This window comes from Undibacterium sp. 5I2 (assembly GCF_035019605.1).
GTDB lineage: Bacteria > Pseudomonadota > Gammaproteobacteria > Burkholderiales > Burkholderiaceae_D > Undibacterium.
Genome location: NZ_JASJVS010000009.1, coordinates 22,764 through 44,773, shown reverse-complemented (window position 1 = coordinate 44,773; position 22,010 = coordinate 22,764). Strand labels below are relative to the sequence as shown.

At 54.6% G+C, this 22,010-nt stretch carries 21 protein-coding genes; 6 read left to right on the top strand and 15 right to left on the bottom strand.

The window, feature by feature from the left end; genetic code table 11:
* Positions 1-39 precede the first annotated feature (39 nt).
* The gene (locus QN359_RS05335; protein ID WP_322247832.1) at positions 40-978 is read right to left on the bottom strand and encodes an exopolyphosphatase; all 939 of its coding nucleotides are present in this window, start codon (positions 976-978) and stop codon (positions 40-42) included.
* A gap of 95 nt (positions 979-1,073) precedes the next feature.
* Positions 1,074-1,529 (bottom strand): homoprotocatechuate degradation operon regulator HpaR, encoded by a 456-nt coding sequence (hpaR, locus tag QN359_RS05330; RefSeq protein WP_322247831.1) that lies wholly within the window; start codon positions 1,527-1,529, stop codon positions 1,074-1,076.
* Positions 1,530-1,659: 130 nt separating this feature from the next.
* On the opposite strand from hpaR, the gene QN359_RS05325 reads away from it, so the two are divergent.
* From QN359_RS05325 to QN359_RS05315, 3 genes are all read left to right on the top strand, one after another.
* A complete protein-coding gene (locus tag QN359_RS05325; RefSeq protein ID WP_322247830.1) occupies positions 1,660-2,601 on the top strand; it encodes a bestrophin family protein in 942 nt (313 codons plus the stop codon).
* Positions 2,602-2,667: 66 nt separating this feature from the next.
* Positions 2,668-4,194 carry an acetyl-CoA hydrolase/transferase family protein gene (locus QN359_RS05320; RefSeq protein WP_322247829.1) on the top strand — a complete coding sequence of 509 codons (1,527 nt, stop codon included), beginning with the start codon at positions 2,668-2,670 and terminating at the stop codon, positions 4,192-4,194.
* A gap of 93 nt (positions 4,195-4,287) precedes the next feature.
* Positions 4,288-5,493 (top strand): MFS transporter, encoded by a 1,206-nt coding sequence (locus QN359_RS05315; protein WP_322247828.1) that lies wholly within the window; start codon positions 4,288-4,290, stop codon positions 5,491-5,493.
* 19 nt (positions 5,494-5,512) lie between these two features.
* Here the strand turns inward: QN359_RS05315 and QN359_RS05310 are convergent, their stop codons facing one another.
* From QN359_RS05310 to nirK, 3 genes are read right to left on the bottom strand one after another with little or no spacing between them, the layout of a single operon-like run.
* Complete coding sequence (locus QN359_RS05310) at positions 5,513-6,082, bottom strand: SCO family protein (RefSeq protein ID WP_322247827.1); 570 nt, start codon at positions 6,080-6,082, stop codon at positions 5,513-5,515.
* A complete protein-coding gene (locus tag QN359_RS05305; RefSeq protein WP_322247826.1) occupies positions 6,066-6,866 on the bottom strand; it encodes a formylglycine-generating enzyme family protein in 801 nt (266 codons plus the stop codon). Before QN359_RS05305 ends, QN359_RS05310 begins: the two co-directional genes overlap by 17 nt.
* On the bottom strand, positions 6,863-8,341 hold the full coding sequence (nirK, locus tag QN359_RS05300; protein ID WP_416200180.1) for a copper-containing nitrite reductase: 1,479 nt from the start codon (positions 8,339-8,341) through the stop codon (positions 6,863-6,865). The genes QN359_RS05305 and nirK overlap by 4 nt, the downstream gene beginning before the upstream one ends.
* Before the next feature lie 300 nt (positions 8,342-8,641).
* On the opposite strand from nirK, the gene QN359_RS05295 reads away from it, so the two are divergent.
* The 3 genes from QN359_RS05295 (at position 8,642) to QN359_RS05285 (ending at position 11,694) form a co-directional block, all read left to right on the top strand.
* Positions 8,642-10,879 (top strand): nitric-oxide reductase large subunit, encoded by a 2,238-nt coding sequence (locus tag QN359_RS05295; RefSeq protein ID WP_322247825.1) that lies wholly within the window; start codon positions 8,642-8,644, stop codon positions 10,877-10,879.
* Positions 10,880-10,945: 66 nt separating this feature from the next.
* Positions 10,946-11,212 (top strand): DUF2249 domain-containing protein, encoded by a 267-nt coding sequence (locus tag QN359_RS05290; protein WP_322247824.1) that lies wholly within the window; start codon positions 10,946-10,948, stop codon positions 11,210-11,212.
* 101 nt (positions 11,213-11,313) lie between these two features.
* Positions 11,314-11,694: a SirB2 family protein gene (locus QN359_RS05285; protein WP_322247823.1), complete on the top strand. Its 381-nt coding sequence runs from the start codon at positions 11,314-11,316 to the stop codon at positions 11,692-11,694.
* Between the two features lie 9 nt (positions 11,695-11,703).
* On the opposite strand, the gene hemN is transcribed toward QN359_RS05285, so the two are convergent.
* The 10 genes from hemN to moaA all read right to left on the bottom strand — a co-directional run bounded on the left by hemN (position 11,704) and on the right by moaA (position 21,974).
* Entirely contained in the window at positions 11,704-13,113 is a 1,410-nt protein-coding gene (gene hemN, locus QN359_RS05280) for an oxygen-independent coproporphyrinogen III oxidase (protein ID WP_322247822.1), read from the bottom strand.
* Positions 13,114-13,126: 13 nt separating this feature from the next.
* Positions 13,127-14,272: an NnrS family protein gene (locus tag QN359_RS05275; protein ID WP_322247821.1), complete on the bottom strand. Its 1,146-nt coding sequence runs from the start codon at positions 14,270-14,272 to the stop codon at positions 13,127-13,129.
* 23 nt (positions 14,273-14,295) lie between these two features.
* The gene (gene ubiT / locus QN359_RS05270) at positions 14,296-14,736 is read right to left on the bottom strand and encodes a ubiquinone anaerobic biosynthesis accessory factor UbiT (protein ID WP_322247820.1); all 441 of its coding nucleotides are present in this window, start codon (positions 14,734-14,736) and stop codon (positions 14,296-14,298) included.
* Positions 14,736-15,656 (bottom strand): ubiquinone anaerobic biosynthesis protein UbiV, encoded by a 921-nt coding sequence (gene ubiV / locus QN359_RS05265; protein ID WP_322247819.1) that lies wholly within the window; start codon positions 15,654-15,656, stop codon positions 14,736-14,738. The genes ubiT and ubiV overlap by 1 nt, the downstream gene beginning before the upstream one ends.
* Before the next feature lie 16 nt (positions 15,657-15,672).
* Positions 15,673-16,677: a ubiquinone anaerobic biosynthesis protein UbiU gene (gene ubiU / locus QN359_RS05260; RefSeq protein WP_322247818.1), complete on the bottom strand. Its 1,005-nt coding sequence runs from the start codon at positions 16,675-16,677 to the stop codon at positions 15,673-15,675.
* 102 nt (positions 16,678-16,779) lie between these two features.
* Positions 16,780-17,472 carry a Crp/Fnr family transcriptional regulator gene (locus tag QN359_RS05255; protein ID WP_322247817.1) on the bottom strand — a complete coding sequence of 231 codons (693 nt, stop codon included), beginning with the start codon at positions 17,470-17,472 and terminating at the stop codon, positions 16,780-16,782.
* Between the two features lie 111 nt (positions 17,473-17,583).
* Positions 17,584-18,234 (bottom strand): response regulator transcription factor, encoded by a 651-nt coding sequence (locus QN359_RS05250; protein WP_322247816.1) that lies wholly within the window; start codon positions 18,232-18,234, stop codon positions 17,584-17,586.
* A gap of 29 nt (positions 18,235-18,263) precedes the next feature.
* Positions 18,264-20,165, bottom strand: a complete 1,902-nt coding sequence (locus QN359_RS05245) for a type IV pili methyl-accepting chemotaxis transducer N-terminal domain-containing protein (protein WP_323493559.1) — start codon at positions 20,163-20,165, stop codon at positions 18,264-18,266.
* Positions 20,166-20,243: 78 nt separating this feature from the next.
* On the bottom strand, positions 20,244-20,948 hold the full coding sequence (locus QN359_RS05240; RefSeq protein WP_322247814.1) for a carbonic anhydrase: 705 nt from the start codon (positions 20,946-20,948) through the stop codon (positions 20,244-20,246).
* Positions 20,949-20,972: 24 nt separating this feature from the next.
* Positions 20,973-21,974, bottom strand: a complete 1,002-nt coding sequence (moaA, locus tag QN359_RS05235; RefSeq protein ID WP_322247813.1) for a GTP 3',8-cyclase MoaA — start codon at positions 21,972-21,974, stop codon at positions 20,973-20,975.
* Positions 21,975-22,010 lie beyond the last annotated feature (36 nt).

Below are 22,010 nucleotides of genomic sequence, written 5' to 3'. Positions count from 1 at the left end.
GACAAGCAAGGCCGAGGCGTAGCTCACAAACAGAACGGCTCAGCCATCGGCATTGATTTTGTGGATTAAGGCAGCCAAAACTTCCGTGGCGCTTTCGTTGGCCACTTGGCAAGTTCCGGCATTTTCATGCCCACCGCCGCCATATTCGAGCATCAAGGGGCCAACCGAGGTCTTCGATGTACGATTGAGTATCGATTTCCCAGTTGCAAAAACGGTGTTTTGATTTTTCAAACCGGACAAGACGTGAATCGAAATGTTTGTCTGTGGAAACAATGCATAAATCAAGAACCGGTTGCCGGCAAAAATACTGGCTTCCTGACGCAAATCGAGCACCACCAGATTGCCATGCACACTGGCACAGCGCAAAATTTGCTCTTGGCATTTGGCGTTGTGCTCGCTGTACAGGTCGACCCGCTCTTTGACATCGGGATTCTGCATGATCTCAGCAATATTCTGAGTCTTGCACAGCGCAATCAATTCCATCATCAAAGCATAGTTGGAAATACGGAAGTCGCGGAAACGACCGAGTCCGGTACGGGCATCCATGAGGAAGTTCAGCAAATCCCATTCTTTCGGCCGCAACACCTCTGCTTGATTGAACTGTGCCGAATCGCCCTTGTCGACGGCCGCCATCATATCGTCCCACGCCTCTGGAAACGCCGCATGCGCGCCGTAATGTTCATACACCACCCGTGCCGCCGATGGTGCTGCCGGATTGATTACATGATTATCGCGCGCACCGCTATGACGCAGGGTTTCTGACAAGTGATGGTCAAAGGCCAAGTGTATACCCTCGACATACGGCAAATTGGTACTGATATCGTCGCTACTGACGGCGATTTTCCCATCTTGCATGTCTTTCGGATGCACGAACAAAATATCATCGATCAAATCGAGATGCTGTAACAGCACGGCACAAACCAAGCCGTCAAAATCGCTGCGTGTGATGAGTCGGAATTTCTTCGTTTCTACGGACATGACATCCCTTTCGGTAAGCAGCTTGTTCAAAAAAAATAGGCAGCTCAGACTGTAGTTCCTTTTAGCAAGACTGTCTATATCCACTCAGTCTGCGCTCAGTCCAATAACACGCGCGGCACGCTGTTTTCATCAGCCTGACAGAATGCTTCCAACACCGACAGCAATTGTTCAATCTGATCGGTACCGAAACTCTGTTCAATATACGCGTATTGCTGCTCGATCAGCGGCGCAATCTCTGCCATCAGCGCATCCCCCTGAGGCGCGAGCGTGATCACCAGGCGCCGCTGATCACCACTGAAGCTGCCACGACAGATCAAGGCACTCTCTTCCATGCGTTTCAACACGCCAGCCATACTGGGACTGGAAATCTGGCACAACTCGCATAATTCGCGCGATTCCAAACGACCATGTTCATCGAGTACACGCAGAATGCGCCATTGTTGATCGGTCAAACCGAACTTCGCCAAAATAGGCCGAAAATGCGCCATCAACTGGGCGCGCGCCTTGAGAAATAATTGCGGCAAATTGCGCTTGGCAATTTTGGGATGCATCGCGACTCCGAAAAAATAATAAAACCATGATTGTAGCGTTTGACTTGCTCACATATTAGTGTTTTAATTCACTCACATATTAGCAAATTAGCGAGCCCTGCTTGAATTGTTTTGAAGACTGGACTGACCGGTGATAGTCAGAGACCGCCCCTCGGGCTGGCGTTTATTTCTACTCTTGCGCGGCTCGGTGTTACCCCGCATCCTGCCCGCCTTGATCATCAACATCCTCATCGCCACCCTGGTGACGATCTCGCATGGCGATCTGTTCAAACTCAAGATCACCTTAACGACGATACCGTTTACCCTGATCGGTTTGCCGCTCTCGATTTTTCTCGGCTTTCGCAATAACGCTGCTTATGATCGCTACTGGGAAGGCCGCAAGCTATGGGGCGAACTGCTGCTCAAGAGCCGTAATCTGGCACGTCAATGCCACAGCCTGATCGATTATGCCCATCCAGCCTTGGCCCAGAATGGTTTCGGCGATCTACGTGTGCGCATGATCTTGCGTACCATCGCGTTCTGTCATGCCTTGCGCGACCTGTTGCGCCAACAAGAGAGCAAGCCGGAAATGCAGCGTTGGCTCAGCAGCAGCGAATACCGACAACTGCTCGCGAGTGTGAATAAAACCGATATGCTGATGCTGAATATGGGGCAAGACCTGCGTACGGCCATGCAAGAACAGCGCATCGACCCGTGTTTGGCGGCCAATATCGACAATACCCTGTCTGCGCTGACCGGTGCCGCCGCCGCCTGCGAACGCATCCGCAATACCCCGATTCCCTTCTCGTACACGCTGCTACTCCATCGCACTGCGTATATCTATTGTTTCTTGCTGCCATTCGGTTTGGTCGACACCATCGGTTTCATGACACCGTTCGTGGTCGCCATCGTCGCCTACACATTTTTCGGGCTCGATGCACTAGGCGATGAAATTGAAGAGCCATTCGGCACCGATTCGAATGACTTGCCGCTCGATGCAATTTGCCGCGCAATCGAAATCGATCTGCGTCTGGCACTGGGCGAAACCGACTTGCCGGCACCAGCCCTGCCAGTCAATTACTGCCTGACTTAAAACAATACCGAAAAAAAAATCAAAAACCCGCTGCGCCATCCATGTTACGAGACGAAGGAAATAAAAATGCATGAAGTACAAGAACAAAGAATCCGCCTGCCACAACTGCGCGAGCGTATTTGCAGCGCCACCGCAGCCGCCGCCTGGATAGAAGACGGCATGACCATAGGCATGAGCGGCTTCACCCGCGCCGGCGACGCCAAAGTGGTGCCGCTGGCCTTGGCCGAACGGGCGCGTAAAGAATCCTTGAAAATCACCCTGATGACCGGCGCTTCGCTAGGCAGCGATGTCGACCGCACCCTGGCCGAAGCCGGTGCGATCACCCGGCGCATGCCCTTCCAAGCCGACCCTACCCTGCGGGCGGCGATCAACCGTGGCGAAGTGATGTATGTCGACCAGCACTTATCCGAAACCGTCGAACAACTGCGCACGCGTCAGATTAATGCGATCGACATCGCCATCATCGAAGCCATCGCCATCACCGAAACCGGGGCCATCATCCCCACCACGTCCGTCGGTAACAGCGCCAGCTTTGCCATTCTGGCCGAACAAGTAATCATCGAAATCAATCTGAGCCAGTCACTCGAACTCGAAGGTTTGCACGACATCTTCATTCCGCAATTGCGACCGGAACGACAACCGGTGCCTATCATGCACGTCAATGATCGCATCGGCACCACGGCGATTCATATTCCGCCGGAAAAAATCATCGGCATCGTATTTACCAAAAAAGCCGACAGTGCCTCAACCATTTTGCCAGCCGATGAAGACACGGCAAAAATCGCCGCCCATCTGGTCGAATTTTTCCAGCACGAAGTACGCGACGGTCGCCTCAGCAAACAATTGATGCCTATCCAGGCCGGCATCGGCACCATCGCCAACGCCGTCATGATGGGTTTCATCGACAGTCCATTCGAACATCTGACGATGTATTCAGAAGTCTTGCAAGATTCCACCTTTGATTTATTCGATGCCGGCAAACTCGATTTCGCCTCCGGCTCCTCGATCACCCTGTCAGAACAAAAAGCGCGCACGGTGTTTGCCGACATAGGCAAATACAAAGAGCGCTTGATCTTGCGACCGCAAGAAATCAGTAACCATCCGGAAGTCATCCGCCGGCTCGGCATCATCGCCATCAATACCGCGCTGGAAGCCGACATCTACGGCAATGTCAATTCCACCCATGTGCTGGGCACCCATATGATGAACGGCATCGGCGGCTCCGGCGATTTCGCGCGCAATGCTTACCTCTCGGTGTTCGCCACCAAATCGGTCGCCAAAGATGGCCGAATTTCCAGCATCGTTCCCATGGTCAGCCATGTCGACCATACCGAGCATGATGTCGATATTCTGGTCACCGAAGTCGGATTGGCAGATCTACGCGGTTTGGCACCACGTGAACGGGCACGCGAAATCATCGAGCATTGCGTGGCCGAACCGTATAAGCAAATGCTGCTTGATTATGTCGCGGCGGCGACGCTGCGCGGCGGTCAAACCCCACATGTACTGGAACAAGCCTTCGACTGGCATGTGCGCTATCGCGACAGCGGCAGCATGCAACTTCCCCAGTTCGAACTCAAAGCGGTGGCTTGACATCCGATAAACGCGCGCTTTGCTACGCCCCTGGCCGATTCGATTTAGAATACGGCTCCGGACATGCCTTGCATGACCGCTCTCAGGAGTTTCATGCAACCGACCACCCCACCCGCCCGCTTGCCGGCACTGGCAATTCCCGTGTTATCGCTGGCCGCACTCGGCAGCGGCATTTCGCTACGCGTGATGGACCCGCTGCTACCCTTGTTGGTGCGCGAGTTCGGTATCACGCTCGGTACGGCGGCGCAGGCGATCACGGTGTTTGCGATTGCTTATGGCGTGTCGCAATTGTTTTTCGGCCCGCTCGGTGACCGCTTCGGCAAATATTTAGTCATCGCCGGCGCCGCCTTAGCGTGCGCGCTGAGTTCGGCGCTGTGTCTGCTGGCCGACGAATTTCACGGCTTGCTGCTGGCACGTGCTATCGCCGGCATCACGGCGGCGGCGATTATTCCGCTATCGATGGCATGGATCGGTGATGTCACCCCGTATGAGCGGCGCCAACCGGTATTGGCACGGTTTCTGATCGGGCAAATTTTCGGTTTGGCGATCGGCGTGCTGGGTGGTGGTATCGCCGCCGATGCCGGCCACTGGCGCTGGCCATTCCTCTTCATGGCGCTGCTGTTCGCCGTAGTCGGCTGCGGTCTGCTACTGCTCAATGCCAGACTGCCGCCAGCGGCGCGGCAACGACGCAGCGTCAGCGGTTCAGCCACGGCCCATATGTGGCGCGAATTTCGCGCCATCGCCATGCTGCCTTGGGCACGCTTGGTATTGGCGACGGTATTTTTGGAGGGCGCGTTTCTATACGGTCCGTTTGCCTTCATCGCCAGCCACTTGCATCATACGTTTGCGATTTCACTGACGCTGGCCGGCAGCCTGATCATGCTCTATGGCTTAGGCGGCTTTGTGTTTGCCATGAATTCGCGCCGCTTACTCGCACGCTTGGGCGAAACCGGCCTGACCCGTTGGGGTAGCTTGATTTTAGCCGCATCGATTGCACTGATAGGCTTGGCACCGGCCTGGTGGTGGGCGATTCCAGCCTGCTTTTGCGCCGGTCTGGGCTTTTACATGCTGCATAACACCTTGCAAATCCATGCCACCCAAATGTCGCCGGAACGCCGCGGTGCCGCTGTATCGGCGTTTTCGGCTTGCTTTTTTCTCGGTCAATCACTCGGTGTGGCCTTGGCCGGCCGCTTGATCGGACCAGTCGGCAGCGCCGCCGTGCTGCTGTGCGGTGCCGCCGGCATCGTCGTACTAGGTGGGCATTTTTCCCTGCGCATCAAACAACGCGACCAAGCCTGAACTGCGCACACGCGCGCCGTCAGCGCAGCAGGCTTTTCATTTTCTGCAAAAACAGCGGATCGACATTCCCGAGTTCGCTGCTGCGCGCCACCATTCGCCCCTGACGGTCGAGCAGAATCAACACGCTGCTGTGATTAAATTCACCACTCTCCAACTGGCGATATTGAATATTGAGTACCGCCGCCAATTCACGCACACTATCGGTACGCGCCAGTGTCCAACGTGTCGCCGGCAAGGCCTTGCTCGCAGCAATCGATGCCAGCGTCGCCGTATCATCGCGCGCCGGGTCGAGTGTCACCAACAACACCGACAATTTTTCTCGTTCGCGCCCAGTCAGACTACGCTCAAGCAGGCGCACCGTATCGATCAACATAGGACAAACAAATTCGCAGGAGTTGTAAAACATGCTGAGCACCGTCACATGCCCAGCAAACTGGGTCAGCGCCAAGCTCTGCCCATGTTGTTCGCTCAATTGCAGCGGTAATTGATAAATCGAGTCACCGGGAAAAACCGGATCGGCCGCCTGCCCCATGGCACTGCTCAACAGCAGCATGGCTGCGAGCAGTGCTTGTTTAATTCTTGGTTTCATATATTTCCTTCACATCCTTGGACTTGATATCGCGCGCACAACGGAAGCCCAGATGATCGGTAGTACTGGCACCGCCCAGCGCAGAAAGAAAAGCCACCCGCATCAAAATCGCGTAATCTTGCTTGTTTTGCAAACTGATCGCCCCGGCACCGCAAAACTGCAAACGATCCGGGTCGCCCTGGGTACGACTGTCTGCACTGATCAGCAAGGCATTGAAGTCGCCTACCCATTCCCAGATTTGCCCATGTATCCCGCTGACGCCATACACATTCGGTACTGGCGTGGCAGCTATCGCAGCGCTGCTGTACCAATCGAGTATCACGGCACGCCAGGCCGGATCAGCCCGCGCATCGCGCCGAGTAGCATCGGCCGCCGCCACCAATTCCCATTCCGACCAAGTCGGCAAGCGCGCCTGCTCGCTGCGACAATAAGCCTGCGCGGCATGCCAACTGACATTGGTAACCGGTGCCTCCAACTCAAGCGCACTGCCGACCTCCTCATCCGCGCGCCATTGGTGCAGATAGCTGTGATCGGCCAGCAGCAAGGGCACCCGACTGCGCTGCCACGCGGGATGCGCATCGGTGAAGGCTAAAAACTCCCGCAAAGTCACCGCTTGGCGCCGCAAGGAAAACGCCGCCACCGTGACTTCCCCTTGCGGACTGGCCGCCGACAAGACACTGCGCAGCGCCGCGCCCGGCACACTCACATACTGCTCGGCCGCCCCGCTTTGCCCACAGCACAGCAGCAGCGCCAGACTGCCGAGCCAGCGCCGCGCCGCGCTCAATGCGCCGCCGCTTTCGGCACCACAGCGGTGGCGCGCACGGTTTTCACTGCGGCCGCGCTGATTCGTCCACCTTGGTTATCCCAAGTATTGAGTACATAGGTCAAGATATTGGCGACTTCATCATCATTCAATTGGTTCATGGCCGGCATCACGGAATCGAATTCCTTACCATTGACGCTGACTTTCCCATTCAAGCCGTGCAACAGTATGCCGATCGCACGGGTCGGATCCGCATTGAGATAATCGGACTTGGCCAAGGGTGGAAACACACCGGCCAAACCGGCACCATTACTTTGATGACAAACCGAACAAGTCCCGGCAAACAACTGTGCCCCAGCATTCACCTGATCCTGCAAACTCAGCGTGCCGCGTTCCACTGCTTGCTGGGCCGTCGCCACAGCGGCCAAGTTGGCTTGGGCACGATCACCGAGATAAACGGCGTCAAGTTCTTTGCCTGAGTAAATATCTTTCTTGGCCGGTCCATCGACCTTCATGATCGCCAACGCTCCCTTATTGAAGGCACGGAAAATCGAATGATCAACCAAGACATAACTGCCCGGCACCTTAGTCTGATATTCGACCACCGCCGCGCCGCCGGCCGGTATCAAAGTAGTTTGCACATTTTTTTGGAAATTGCTGCCGCCTTCGAAGCGCACCTTATCAAAAATCGCACCGATCACATGGAAGCTCGATACCAAGTTTGGGCCGCCATTACCGACGAATAAACGGATTTTCTCATCGGTTTTCGCCGCCAAGGCTTTATCACCAGTCAGTGCGCCCTCTGCCCCATTGAACAACACATAGGTCGGCTTTTCATCGATCGCTTTTTCCATATCAAACGGCTGCAAACCTTTTTCACGATATTTTCCGGTCGTATAAAAATCACCCTGCATCACATAATATTCATGATCAACGGCCGGCAAACCCTGCGGCGGCTCGACCAAAATCAAACCATACATACCATTAGCGATATGCATGCCAACCGGCGCAGTGGCGCAGTGATACACATACACCCCTTCGTTGAGCGCCTTGAACGTGAATTGCGATTCATGGCCAGGCGCAGTAAAACTCGACGCCGCCCCGCCACCGGGACCGGTGACGCCATGCAGATCGATATTGTGTGGCATCTTGCTGGACGGATTATTCTTCAAATGAAATTCCACCGTATCACCCTGACGCACGCGGATAAAACTACCGGGCACGGTACCGCCGAAAGTCCAAAACATGTATTTCACGCCTTCGGAAATTGCCATCTCTTTTTCTACCACCTCAAGTTCCACGATCACTTTCGCCGGATAGTTGCGATGTATCGGTGGCGGTACATTTGGCGGACTGGTCAACACTGCATGAATCGGCACGCCACGCGGCGGACCGAAGTCACCGGCAATACGTGCCGTACCGGATGCTTGGGCGAGTGCGCCCATGCACAGACCGAATAAACCAAGCGCGATGGCTTTGGGAATAAAGCGTTTCATAAAGACCTCGTCAGTAAAAGAAAAAGATAAGCGCACACAAATTGCTGCTCACCTTACTGACTCGTAGCGGAAATTTCCTTGACCTGCGATAAGAATTGGCGATGCGCTTACCGCACCGCGCGCGCAGCACTGTCACTCACTGCGCCAACAAAAACTGAGCCAGATCAAGAATTCCAAACAATCAGACAGCATTCAATTTACAGCCCTCAATACATGCACATAAAATACATCTTCATTGATGCAGCCACTGATAAAGACTGCGATCAGTTCATCTTCAATTACCCTGAAAGGAATCTCGCCATGCATGCCACGCGCAAACTATGGACCTGGCTCGCAGTTGTCTGCGTGCTGTCTTTTGCCGTACTGGGCTGGGTCGGAACAGAAATTTACCTGACCGCGCCGCCCATTCCTAAACAAGTTGTCAGCGCCGACGGTAGCGTGCTGTTTTCCGAAGGTCAAATACAACGCGGACAAGAAGCCTGGCTCTCCGCTGGCGGCCAACAACTCGGCACGGTCTGGGGCCATGGCAGTTATGTCGCCCCAGATTGGTCGGCCGACTGGTTACACCGTGAAGCGCTGGCATTACTCGACATCTGGTCGCAGCGCGAAGCCGGCTTGTCGTTCGAAAGTCTGCCGCTTGAACGTCAAGCCGTTCTCAAAGCGCGCCTGAAGCTAGCCATGCGCAGCAACACCTATGCCGCCGATAGCGACAGCATCACGCTCTCACTCGATCGCGCCACCGCGGTACGCCAAGTGGCCCAGCATTACATCGGCTTATTCGGCAACGACCCCAAGCTCGACACCTTGCGCGAACAATATGCGATGAACCGTGCTTCACTGCCCGATCCACTCGATCTGCAAGCCTTGCCAGCCTTTTTTTATTGGTCTGCCTGGGCCACCGCCACCGATCGTCCCGGCGCTACCGACCTCAGCTACACCAGCAACTGGCCGCATGAACCCTTGATCGACAATACCCCGACCACCGGCGCCGGCATGTGGTCAATCGCCAGCGTGATCCTGATGATCGCCGCCATTACCGGCATGATTTTCTATCACTCTCTGAATAAAGAAGCGGGCGATCCGACGCCACCGAAAAACGATCCGCTGTTCGAGCTGAAACCGACAGCATCGATGTTGGCGACGAAAAAATATTTCTACGTCGTCATCGGCCTGATCTTGGCACAAATCGGCATGGGCGTGATCAGTGCCCACTATGCCGTCGAAGGCCACAGCTTCTTCGGTTTCCCCTTGGCTGACTTTTTACCCTTCGTCGTCAGTCGCACCATCCATACCCAGTTTGCGGTATTGTGGATCGCTACCGCTTGGTTGGCCACCGGTCTGTACATCGCCCCGGCGATTTCCGGTCGTGAACCGAAATATCAAAAGCTCGGCGTCGATCTGCTGTTTTACGCCCTGCTGTTCATCGTGGTCGGTTCAACTGCCTTCGGTTGGTATGGCAGCATCGAGCATCCGGGAAACGACTTCAGTTTCTGGATCGGCAATCAAGGCTTGGAATTCACCAGCATGGGCCGGATTTGGCAAATTCTCTTATTCGTCGGCTTATTATTCTGGGTGTTACTACTCGGTCGCGGCTTATGGCCGGCATTGAAAAACCCGTCTGAGAGCCGCGGCTTGATCGCCATGGTATTTCTGTCAGCCTGCTGCATAGGCGGCTTTTATGCTACCTCGCTGACTTGGGGCCAGCATACCCACTATTCAATGATCGAATACTGGCGCTGGTGGTTGGTACATTTGTGGGTAGAAGGCTTCTTTGAAGTATTTGCCACCGCCGTCATCGCCTTGTTATTCACGCGTTTAGGTTTGATTCGCGCCGCCACCGCCAATAGTGCCATTGTGTTGGAAACCATCGTGTTTCTGTTTGGCGGCATACTCGGCACCTTGCATCACCTGTACTTCACCGGCACCCCAACCTTCGTGATCGCCATCGGTGCCATGTTCTCGGCCTTGGAAGTGGTACCGCTGGCCTTGATCGGACTGGAAGCGCATCGTAATTATCAGCGTTCGAAAGCGGCACCCTGGGTGCAGAATTACAAATGGTCAATACTGTGTTTCATCGCCGTCGGCTTTTGGAACATGGTCGGTGCCGGCCTGCTCGGCTTCTCCATCAATACCCCGATCGCTCTGTATTACATGCAAGGTTTGAACATGACCCCAGCCCACGGCCATGCCGCACTGTTCGGTGTCTACGGCATGCTCGGCATAGGCTTGCTGCTGTTCTGTTTGCGCGGCATGTCAAATCGTGCAGCTTGGTCGGATCGTCTGCTGCAAGCGATGTTCTGGTTACTTAATATCGGTTTGGCGATGATGGTCTTCATCTCGCTGGTCCCGGCTGGCATCTATCAAGCTGCAGCCAGCATCAGTCAGGGTATGTGGTATGCCCGCTCGCCGGCAGTGGTGCACTCACACTTCATGGAAACCTTAGTGTGGATGCGGGTACCGGGCGATGTCATATTCGCCCTCGGCAGCCTGTGTCTGGCTTGGTTTGCACTGCGTTTATTGTTTAAAAAATCTGTCTGAATTTGATGCGGCAACATGGTTGAGCGCCAGGCGCTCAACCTGCTCCTAACTTTAAGGAAAAATACCATGGCCCACGATTGTTCCACTCCGCTGATCGCCACCGGCGTTTACGCATTTGATGCACGCGGCGTCGCTAAACGATTTCGTCATGCCGCCATTTTCGGCGCCTTGGCGGCACTCGAAAGCGGCGAAACCATGCGCTTTTGTAATGACCATAATCCCTTGCCATTGCTGACGCAAATAGAGCACCATTTCGGTTCGGCCATCACGATTCGCTATGTCTCGTCGGAACCGGGTGCCGTCATCATTGATTTTCACGTCAACGAATCCTGAGCTAATGGGGCTGTCGCAAAAGGTTTACGACAGCCGCAAAAGAGTGGGGGAATGACGAGCTAAAATAGCGCTACAGAATTTCAACCCGGAGTCAGTTTCAGATGAACTATCTGTCGATCAAACACTTGCATATCAGCTTAGTCATACTCAGTGGAACACTTTTTTTACTGCGGTATTTTTTGCGCGAACATCCAGCGCGCTTACTGCAAAGCAGACTCTGGCGCAGCCTGCCGCATGTGATCGACACACTGTTACTGCTGTGCGGACTCACGCTACTATCCATACCAGGCTACGCGGCACTGGCCACGCCGTGGTTGCAAGCCAAGCTGTTGGCCTTGTTGTTGTATATAATTTTCGGCAGTATCGCGATGAAACGCGGAAAAACGGCCAGCACCAGAAGACTGGCCGCGCTGGCGGCCGTCGCCTGTTTTTTGTATATCGTCGCCGTCGCCATCAGCAAGCGCGCCATCCCCTTCCAGTGAGCGGCACGATCAAATCAGTTTCGAGTAGGTCGCCGTGGTGGTGCCTTGCAAGTACTTGTCAAATACCATCGCCACGGCGCGCACAAATAAGCGCCCTTTCGGTGTCACACTAATCCGCTGCGGTGTGACGATCAAGAAGCCAACGTCTTCATACTGCGCCAAAGCGGCAATTTCGCTGGCAAAGTAAGCAGAAAAATCAATTTGATAGCGCAGATTAAGTGCAGCAATGTCGAGCGGCATACTGCACATCAACGTCATGATGACTTCGCGACGTAGCAAATCATCGCTAGTAAGCGCCGTCCCTTTCTCAATCGGCAAATGCCCGGCATCGAGCGACTGGTAATATTCTTTGATAGTGCGTACCGATTGACTGTAAGAATGGCCGACCTTACCGATGGCGGAAACGCCAAAACCAATCAGATCACAATCGGCACGGGTGGTATAGCCTTGAAAATTCCTATGTAAAGTCTGATTCTGACGTGCCTTATTCAATTCATCATCCGGTTTGGAAAAATGATCGAGACCAATATACACGTAGCCAGCTTCGAGCAAGCGCCTGGTCGACATCATAAAAATTTGCAAGCGCTCTTCGGCCGAGGGTAAATCGGCTTCGATAATCTGGCGCTGGGCTTTGAAACGCGAAGGCAAATGGGCGTAGTTATACAAAGCGATGCGATCCGGTGCCAGCGTAATCAAACGATCGAGCGTGAGGCTGAAACTGGCCATCGATTGCTTAGGCAAGCCGTAAATCAGATCGGCATTAATCGACTGAAACTGCGCTTGACGGCTGCCGAGCACGGCCGCCTCCACCATTTCATAAGGTTGAATGCGGTTCACCGCTTGCTGCACGGCTGGGTCAAAATCCTGCACACCGAAACTATTCCGATTAAAACCGAGTTCGGCCAACACGGCCAGAGTTTCTGGCTTGACGGTGCGCGGATCGATTTCGACGCCGATCTCGGCATCCTCGGTAAAATTGAAATGCTGACGCAACAACTGCATCAGTTGGCGCAATTCATCGGAACTGAAAAAAGTCGGTGAACCGCCACCGAGGTGTAATTGCGCAGTCAAACGGTCTGGGCCAATGTGCTCGGCCACCAAGGCGATTTCCTTAGCCAAATAGCGCAGGTATTCGGTGGTACGGCTATGATCTTGCGTGATAATTTTATTACAGGCGCAAAAATAGCAAAGCGATTCGCAAAACGGTAAATGTAAATACAGCGACAGCAGCGGATTATCGCTGTTATTCTTACGCTGACCAAGATAATGTAAATACATGCTTTCATCAAAATTCTGATGAAAGCGATCGGCGGTCGGATACGAAGTGTAGCGTGGGCCGGATGTATCAAATTGACGGATCAAGGCTTCCGACAAATCGATTTGATCGGCCACGGTGTCATTTTTTTCAGCTATGTTCATTTTTTCCTCTCGATTAACCCGGTTTACCATCGGCGCGCGCGCCCAAATACAAAGGCAGCATCATTCCCATCCAGCCGATTAACAGCAGCAGCCAGGCTGCGGCAGACCAAATCAGCAAAGCCGGCATGGCCAATAAACTGGCTGCCACACGCGCTACGGCGGCTGCATGCAGCGCCAAATACAGTAACCACAAAAAATTCGATACTTGCAAGGGCCGGCCGCTGTGACCGAAGGAAACACGGCTGACAAAGGCGACCAACATGGTCCCCATGAAGCCGAGCGCGAGCGCATGCAGCGCCGCCGATGTCGGCACGAAACCCAGACTGGCGGCCGCTTGCAAGGCAAACACCACACTCAACCAAGCAAATGACAAGTGCAACATCGCCAGCAAACGGTTTGGCAGGCTGCGAGCGATACCCCAGCGCCACGAAGTATACAAAAAACTCAGCGCCAGCGCCGCAGCATTGAGTGCAGCCAGCCACTGCCACGCCAGCATATCGGCGCAAGCTTGTAACACACAGCCGCTCAACCAAAAAGTCAACAGCCAATCCGGCCGCCACGGCGCATACCGGACCAGCACATTACTGCTGAAAAATGGCAGCATGCGGTGGCAAACCGTCAAAAACACCGGTAACAAAAAAGCGAAAAAGCTTAATTCGCGCGCCGCCAACCACGCAGCACTCCAACCGGCACTCCAGCACAGCGTCGCCAGCAAGGCCAAAGCCCCACCCAGCATCGCCGCGGCGAGCGCGCGCGCATGCTGTTTATCAACTGCGCGACTATGTCGCAACAAGCCTATCCAACGCCAAGTGACGGCACACCAGGCCGCTGACATGAACACGAAGCCGGAGCTGCGCAAGGCATGCAAGCCAAACGCCGCAGAAAACAGCACCAACAACATGCCGACAAAATAGGTCGCACCATGCAGCAAAAAATCATGATCGGGCGTATCAAGCGCGAGCCAACGCGGACCGGCGGTAAACGTGAAGCCGAGTATAAACAATGGAAACACGCCCAAGGGCATGACCAAGGCATGCAAGGGCAGCGCTTGGCTTTGCTGCTGCAGCAGCTGTAGCAGCCACCAGAAAAACAGCATGGTCACGGCCAGTCCGCCGAGAAAAAAGTACAGTCGGTGTGGTGCTATGGCGAGTCGTTTCATTTTCTTATCCTTGCAAGGGGGTATTACATACTGGCCAGCCGACTGGCGCAGCGGCTCAACCAAGCCGGACGTTCGCTGGCATCGATCCAATACTTGACCGCCACGCCCAGTTCGGTATCGCCTTCGATACGTAAGCGCCGCCGAAAAAACAAGCTATCGGCATCTTCCATACCAGACGCCATCTGAAAAAAATCGACCGCCTTGGCCGTCATCGTCACATCGGCCGGACTACTCGCCGGCAGCGATTTGAAGCGTCCGGCGTCGCAATGAAAGCACAGCGTCAGCGCCAGATCTTCGACCACAATCCGAAAGCTGCGGCCATACAGCGTGGCTGGCGCCACCAACAGTGCACGCCGCCGCGCCACTTCCAACAGCAGTAACAAAGGCGCACTGGCCAGCGGTGCCGGCAAATGACGCGTCAGCTGACGCAGCACAGCGGGAAAACGAAAATCAACAAAGTTCATCAGTGACAAGCTCCCTCAGTAGGTTCAGATAACCAGCGCATGCCCGCCTGCGCGTGCCAATAACCATTGCTGCGCGCAGCCAGCGGCGGCAACAGCGTATCCACGAGTAGCGCCGCAGTACCGCTGCGACGTGCCAAATCGAAAGCGGCCACCACCGCGGCCATGCCCTGCGATTGAATCTGCAAGCGCAGCACTTCAACCCCAAGTTCGGCCAGCGCCGGTAAGGCGGCACCGAGATCAAGACACACCGCGCTTTGCGTCTGGATACCATTCAGGCTTAAAAACTCCGCGCCATCACGGGTCGCCAGCGCCAAGCCATCGGGATAATCGCCACAGCGAAATTCACAATTATCTTTGCGCAAACGGTGGTGGCGCGCAGTAAAACAGCGCGCCGAATACGCCAAGGCCATGCGACCCCAGACTTGCACTTCCGTTTGCATGTTCGGGCTACGTTGCGCTTGCAAGGCGGCTAAGTCGTCGCGTGCCAGCTCCAGCGGCGGCGCGAAGCGCAGCGCACCCAATTCTTGTAACCAAGCCAGGGTGTCGGCGTGATACACATTCAAATGAGGCCCGGCCACGAAGGCTTGCCCTTGCAGCGCGCGCACGGCACTGAAATCATTCGCCTCCACCATCAGACCGGCAGCGCCAGCGCGCTCGACCAAGCGCAGCATGGCGCGGCGGTCGGCATCATTGTCGATCAGGGTCAGGCTGGACAACACCACTTCTTTTCCGGCCGCGCGTAATTCAAGAGCCAGCGCCAGCCAGTCATCGGTTTTCATCACATGTCGACGCGAACAAATCACTTCACCGAGGTAGACAATGTCAACCGGCCAATCGACTGCCGTGGCATAAAATTGCAAGGTATCGGCGCGGCTCCAGTAATAAGCCAGCGGTGCCAGAGAAAGTCGAAAAGTAGTCATACTGCGGGTTGTCCCTTTATTTCCAAGGGCGATCAAACGCGCCCTGAGTAACTTGCGCGCCTTCGGCATGCCGCGCCAGCATGGTTTGCCATTCCGGCCGCGCTGAATAGCGCTCCGGGTCAGCTTGCGCGTTGTCGAGTGCGGCGCGCAGAGTTGCCACCACTTGGCCTACATACGTGGGGCTACGCTGACGTCCTTCGATTTTTAATGCCGCCACCCCCATCGTCACTAGTTTCGGTAGCAGCGAAATCGCATTCAAACTGGTCGGTTCTTCGAGAGCATAATCAATTTCACCATCGACCAAGAAACGTCCTTTGCACAGAGTCGGATAGGCAGCGGCTTCGCCTGCCGCATAGCGATCGATCAGGGTGCCGGACAAGCGTGCTTCGAGTACCTGCTCGCGCTCGGTCCAACTGACCGCATGGGCTGGCGAACACACGCCTTTATTATTCGGTGAATCACCGGTAACGTAACTCGACAGCAAACAGCGTCCTTCAGCCATCACGCACAAACTGCCAAAGCCAAAGACTTCGATTTCAACACTGGTTTGGCGAATGATTTTTTCAATTTCCGGCAGGCTTAACACCCGTGGCAACACCGCGCGGCGTATGCCGAATTGTTCGCGCATCAATTCGATGGCGTCGACCGTGGTGGCCGAACCCTGCACCGACAAGTGCAAACGCAAATCGGGGTGACGATCACGCGCATAAGCCATCAAACCGGGATCGGCTAAAATGACGGCGTCGGCCCCGAGGCGCACGGCACTGTCGACCGCGTTACGCCATTCGGCCGCCGCGCGCGGCTGTGGGAAGGTGTTGATGGCAAACAGAATTTGCCGGCCACGGCGATGCGCATACTCGACGCCGCTGCTAATATCGTCGTCACTGAAATTGAGTCCACCGAAATTGCGCGCATTGGTCGCATTGCGCAAGCCCAGATAAACTGCATCCGCTCCTTTGTCTACAGCCGCCTTAAGCGCGACCAGACTACCGGCAGGAGCCACCAAATCAAGTGTTTTCATGACAAACGATGATAGTGAAAAAAATCCTGACAGTCATTGTTCTCGGTCAATAAAATCGAACGTCATGCTGCCATAGTCGGCCATTTCAAGCCACACCGCGTATCAATGCCAGGCCGGTTGCTCAGTTTGATAGATTTGTAGCGCGGTGGCGCAGCCGATGTGAATGGTGGAACCACAGACGCGTATGAGTTTTTCATCGCTCAGCTGATGCAGCACGCGCGACAAGGTTTCCGGCGATACATTGAGTAGCGAGGCGAGCAAATGCTTCTTCAACTCCAGCCGCACATCATTAGTGCTTTGCATCGCCGAGGTCTGCAACAGATAATCGACCACACGCTGACTGGCGCTTTGCAAGGAATAGCGCTCGACGCTGCGAATAAAGCCCAGCAGGCGATACGACAGACCGGCCATCATCTGACGCGCAATCACGGGCGAACTGGCGAGCAGACTCAGCAAGGCCTGGCGCGGCACTTTCAGCGCCAAGGTATGTTCCAACGCTTCGGCGTGAAATGGATAGGGTTCATCGAGAAACATCATCGCTTCGCCAAAGCTTTGGCCGGCGCGTATCAATTCCAATACTTTGTCATTGCCCTGCACCGAAGGTAAGCTCAGTTTAACCAAGCCGAACACCACGATATAGCTGGCGTGCGCGGTGTCGCCCTTGCGTAGCAACAGGCTGCCTTTATCGAATTCCAACTTCACGACCTCGCTCTGCAGCGCGCCCAATTCGGCCGCTGAAATATGACGGAACAAGGCATGATTTTCGAGCAAGCCCATCAAATTCAAGTTATTCATCACTGGTCTCCGAAAAAAAACTGTCAGAGATCAAGTGTAGTCAGGCACCCTGCCCACGCCTATCCGCCAAGTGAACTAGAACGCACATGCAAACGAAGGGTTGACTGTATCTCATCCGGCTTTGTCGAGTCGATGTTCCACTGCATACACGGCGATTTGCACGCGCGAGCTCAAATTGAGCTTTTTCAGAATATTCTGCACATGAATTTTTACCGTACTTTCCGCCACATCCAGGTGGCGCGCGATTTCCTTATTACTTTCACCGCGCGCCAAGCACACCATGGTGTCGCGTTCACGTGGCGTCAATTTATCGCGTTCAGTCGGCACTGCCAAGTGTTGACCGCTGCGAAATTGCATGACTAATTTGGCCGTCATGGCATCGGCGATCACCGCTTCGCCGGCAGCCGCGCGTTTTATCGCCTGAGTCAAGTAATCAGCTTCGATATTTTTCAACAGATAACCGCGTGCACCGCTCTTGAGTGCGCGCGTCAAGTCTTCTGCTTCTTCCGACACGGTCAACATTAACACCGCCGTATCCGGCAAATCTTCGATAATCAACTGCAGCGCTTCCAAACCCGACAAACCCGGCATGTTCAAATCCATCAACACCACATCGGGACGCAATTGTTTGGCCCGCTTGACGCCCTCAAGACCATCGGCAGCTTCACCGACGATGTCAAACTCAGGATTACGTTGTAATAGCAAACGCATGCCGCTGCGGAATAAGGTATGGTCGTCGACTAATAATATTTTGATCGTCATGCGTTCTTTCTAACTAAGCTGTAATAGAGCTAAGCCACCAATCGTTCCTGCCGTAACACATGCAGAGAAATATGGGTACCGACGCCACGCTCACTGCTGATTTCGAAGGTGGCCGACAAGCGTTGTGCCCGCTCACGCATGATGCGCAAACCGATGTGCTCCTCCCCTTGGACATCGCTAAGGTCAAAGCCTTGACCGTTATCGCTGATGACGAAAGAGAAATCGCGTTCATTTCGGATATGCAGACTGACCAGACTGGCATCGGCATGTTTGCGCACATTGGATAAAGCTTCCTGCAAGATGAACAATACTTGCAATTGCTGTTCCGAGGCCAGCGCCGCGCCATTGCCCTGCAAGGCAATATCGGTCGCAATCCCAGTCTGGCGTTGGAATTTATTGAGCACATTGCGCATCTCTGAAATCAAATCACTATCCTGCAAGCGGGTGCGAAAATTGAGCAGCAATTCGCGCACATCTTCATAACTTTCCTGTACGCCGGCGCGCAGTAGCGGGGTGATCTCGACAATTTCCGTATAAGCTTGACGCTTAAGCGAATCTTCCAGCATTTGCACCTGCAAATTAAGAAAGTTCAAACCTTGCGCGATACTATCGTGTAAACCTTGGGCCAGCAAATTACGCTCTTGCGAGACGGCGAATTCTTTTTCTTTTGCGATCAAACGTTGGTTTTCTATCGCCGTTCCGAGATTCTTCCCCAGCGTTTCGAGTAAACGCAACTCTTCCCTGCTGATCACACGTTCGGCGCGAAAATGCAGAGAAAAACTGCCGATCACCTGTTCGCGCGCCAAAATTTGAAATACCGCCAGCGAAAAAAAGCCCTCGTCCTGACAACGAAACCGGTGCTGCTGATTCAATTGACGAAAATCGCGTATCAGAATAATGCCTTGCTGAGTCGCCGTCCCACAGAAACAAGCGTCAGTCTTGATACAATGTTCTTCTTCGATCATTTGCTCAGAAATACCCTCATGCACGGTAATATGCAGATGGTCGCTGTGATTATCGAGTATGCGCACCGTCCCGCCATCGGCGGCGATACGCTGCATGATGCGATGTAAAAAGCCGCGACATAATTCTTCTATCGCATGTGGGCCGGCCAAGAACCCGGCAATCTCATAGAGCGTACTGATTTCATGATGTTGCTCCTGTAATTGCGCCGTTTTTTCCAACACCCGCTGTTCCAAGGTTCGATGCACCGTTTGCACGCGGTCGGCCATCTGATTGAATGCGTGTGCCAGCACACCGAATTCATCTTCACTCTCAATCGGCAAACGCACGCTCAAGTCGTCATTCGACATGCGCGCGATACCGCTTTGCATGCGACTGACCGGTCCGACGATCCAAAGATAGAGCAAATACAGTAGCGCCACGCTGGCGGCCAAAGACATAAACGTCAAGGCGGTCTGACACAAGCGCAGCCAGGTAGTTTTTTCGGCCAACTCCACTTCGACCAGCGATACCAGCACATTAATACTGTCGACAAACAGAGGTAGCTCTTGCATGTAACGCGACAGCGCCTGTTGGCGTGCGCTGCCACTATCCGTCAGCGCCGCCTTGGCATCGACTTCCACACGCTGCTCCCACGTCTGCACCACCCTCTGCATTTGTAGTCGGATACTGCTGCTGGTGGGCAGAAACAAGGGTCGTTTCGCATCGCCTTCCTGCAGTGCCGTCAAGGTGCGAGAAAATTCACGTAATTGCTGTGGCACATCGGCCGGCGTATGTTCCAGCGCCACCGCCAAGCGGTACGAACGCATGCGCAAACTACCGGCTTCATTGATAGCCGCACCGCCGCCCTCTAATTGCCAAGACAAGACCAAGGTATACGCAATCGCCGTCAGTGTAAGTCCCAAGCCAATCAAGGTACTGAGCAAGATACGAAACGTCAGGCGCTTGCTGACCGGAAGAATAGCCACGCTCATGACTGTGCCACGCCAAGGGCGCGACAAGCGCGTGTAACAATACGGCGCTTCAGATACATAGGGTTTTCTTCCTCAAACGAAGGCACTGCGACGGCTATGCTGAGCTACACCCAACGGGCACACCATCGGCAAAAATGAATCGGAACGCTCCGAATACGCCAGTAAAGCACCCTCACTCATGTCAAAATACCAGCCATGCAAGACGATGCTGCCGGCCGCTTCGCGTTCGGCCACCCAGGGAAAGCTACGTAAATGATTGAGCGACATGATCACCGCACCCATTTCACAGGCGCGATGCTGTTCCTCTTGGCTGCAATGGGCCAGTCGCTGTAACACCTGCTGCTTGACCGGCTCAACCATGCGCATCCAGCGACCGATGAAATCGAGCGGACGCGACGTTTGATCCGCTTGGTCGGGCTGCGCAGGCTGCATCAGTGCGCGTATGCCGCCGCATTTTTCATGTCCCATCACGATGATACGCTGCACCTGCAAACTTTCGACCGCAAATTGTATCGCCGCGCTGACGCCATGTACATGCTCACTATCACTGCAAGGCGGCACCAGATTGGCGACATTGCGCACCACGAAAATATCACCGGGATCACAATCAAGCAGCAGCGCCGGATCGACGCGCGAATCGCAACAGCCGATCAGCAGAGTACTCGGGTCTTGCCCGAGCTTAAGCCGGTGGTACAGAGCCTCTTCGCCGACAAAGTATTTACTTTGAAAGCGTTGAAAACCTTCGATGAATTGATGAAGTTTATTCGTTTCAGTCACAATCGTCTTCGCAAAAAAAACGCCTCAGCCGCCGGTCTGTGACATGAAGCGTATGATTTTATCAGGCTGCTCAGTGAAGTCATGGCGCTCCGGCTTGAGTTCTATCGCCGCGCGCAGCGCCAACTCCAGCTCAACATCGCTGATCCCGGCGCGCAGCAAGGGGCGCAAGGCCAATTTCTCATCCTGACCGAGGCACAGATACAAAGTACCATCGACGGCCAAGCGCACGCGGTTGCAACTGGCACAGAAATGCTGACTGAGCGGTGAAATAAAACCAATAGTACCGCGCCCATCACGGGTACGCCAGTAGCGCGCCGGCCCACCACCGAGTTCGGCCACCTCTGGAATCAAATCAAAACGGCGCACCAATTGCTCACGCACCGGGCCGACATCGAGATAGGCACTGGCACGCCCACTGCTGCCGATAGGCATGGCTTCAATCAAGCGCAACAGATAGCCTTCATCGTAACAAAATTGCGCCATCTTCATGATTTCATGCTCGTTCACCGCTTTCATGAGCACCATATTGACTTTAATCGGCGCAAAACCGGCCGCCTTCCCGGCGCGCAAACCGGCCAAAATACTGGCAAAACTATCACGACCGGTAATTTTTTCGATACAGGCACGATCGAGGCTATCGAGACTGACATTGATGCGACTGACACCGGCAGCGCGTAAGGCCGCCGCGTGTTTCGGTAATTGGGTGGCATTGGTCGAGAGCGCGATATCGCTCAAACCGGGCAAAGCTGCCAGCCGACTCACCAGCGCGGGCAAATGCCGGCGCAACAGCGGCTCGCCGCCGGTCAGGCGCAGGCGTGCCACGCCCATGCGCGCAAAAGCCGCGACCACGCGTTCAATTTCATCGAAGCGCAGCCAATTTTCCGGCTCTTCGAAGTCGGAAAAATGCTTGGGCATACAATAACTGCAACGTAAATCGCAACGGTCGGTCACCGACAAACGCAAATAACTGACGCGTCGGCCGAAGCGATCGATCAAGGCTGGCGAGGTGTGGGCAAGGGTTTCCATCACTCGATTGTGCCTGAGCACGCACGCACTGACCAT

Bases quoted from the DNA above. Each gene is read 5' to 3' on its own strand.
- QN359_RS05335 (WP_322247832.1), bottom strand. From the start codon at position 978: ATGTCCGTAGAAACGAAGAAATTCCGACTCATCACACGCAGCGATTTT.
- hpaR (WP_322247831.1), bottom strand. From the start codon at position 1,529: ATGCATCCCAAAATTGCCAAGCGCAATTTGCCGCAATTATTTCTCAAG.
- QN359_RS05320 (WP_322247829.1), top strand. From the start codon at position 2,668: ATGCATGAAGTACAAGAACAAAGAATCCGCCTGCCACAACTGCGCGAG.
- QN359_RS05315 (WP_322247828.1), top strand. From the start codon at position 4,288: ATGCAACCGACCACCCCACCCGCCCGCTTGCCGGCACTGGCAATTCCC.
- QN359_RS05310 (WP_322247827.1), bottom strand. From the start codon at position 6,082: ATGAAACCAAGAATTAAACAAGCACTGCTCGCAGCCATGCTGCTGTTG.
- nirK (WP_416200180.1), bottom strand. From the start codon at position 8,341: ATGAAACGCTTTATTCCCAAAGCCATCGCGCTTGGTTTATTCGGTCTG.
- QN359_RS05295 (WP_322247825.1), top strand. From the start codon at position 8,642: ATGCATGCCACGCGCAAACTATGGACCTGGCTCGCAGTTGTCTGCGTG.
- QN359_RS05290 (WP_322247824.1), top strand. From the start codon at position 10,946: ATGGCCCACGATTGTTCCACTCCGCTGATCGCCACCGGCGTTTACGCA.
- QN359_RS05285 (WP_322247823.1), top strand. From the start codon at position 11,314: ATGAACTATCTGTCGATCAAACACTTGCATATCAGCTTAGTCATACTC.
- hemN (WP_322247822.1), bottom strand. From the start codon at position 13,113: ATGAACATAGCTGAAAAAAATGACACCGTGGCCGATCAAATCGATTTG.
- QN359_RS05275 (WP_322247821.1), bottom strand. From the start codon at position 14,272: ATGAAACGACTCGCCATAGCACCACACCGACTGTACTTTTTTCTCGGC.
- ubiT (WP_322247820.1), bottom strand. From the start codon at position 14,736: ATGAACTTTGTTGATTTTCGTTTTCCCGCTGTGCTGCGTCAGCTGACG.
- ubiV (WP_322247819.1), bottom strand. From the start codon at position 15,656: ATGACTACTTTTCGACTTTCTCTGGCACCGCTGGCTTATTACTGGAGC.
- ubiU (WP_322247818.1), bottom strand. From the start codon at position 16,677: ATGAAAACACTTGATTTGGTGGCTCCTGCCGGTAGTCTGGTCGCGCTT.
- QN359_RS05255 (WP_322247817.1), bottom strand. From the start codon at position 17,472: ATGAATAACTTGAATTTGATGGGCTTGCTCGAAAATCATGCCTTGTTC.
- QN359_RS05250 (WP_322247816.1), bottom strand. From the start codon at position 18,234: ATGACGATCAAAATATTATTAGTCGACGACCATACCTTATTCCGCAGC.
- moaA (WP_322247813.1), bottom strand. From the start codon at position 21,974: ATGGAAACCCTTGCCCACACCTCGCCAGCCTTGATCGATCGCTTCGGC.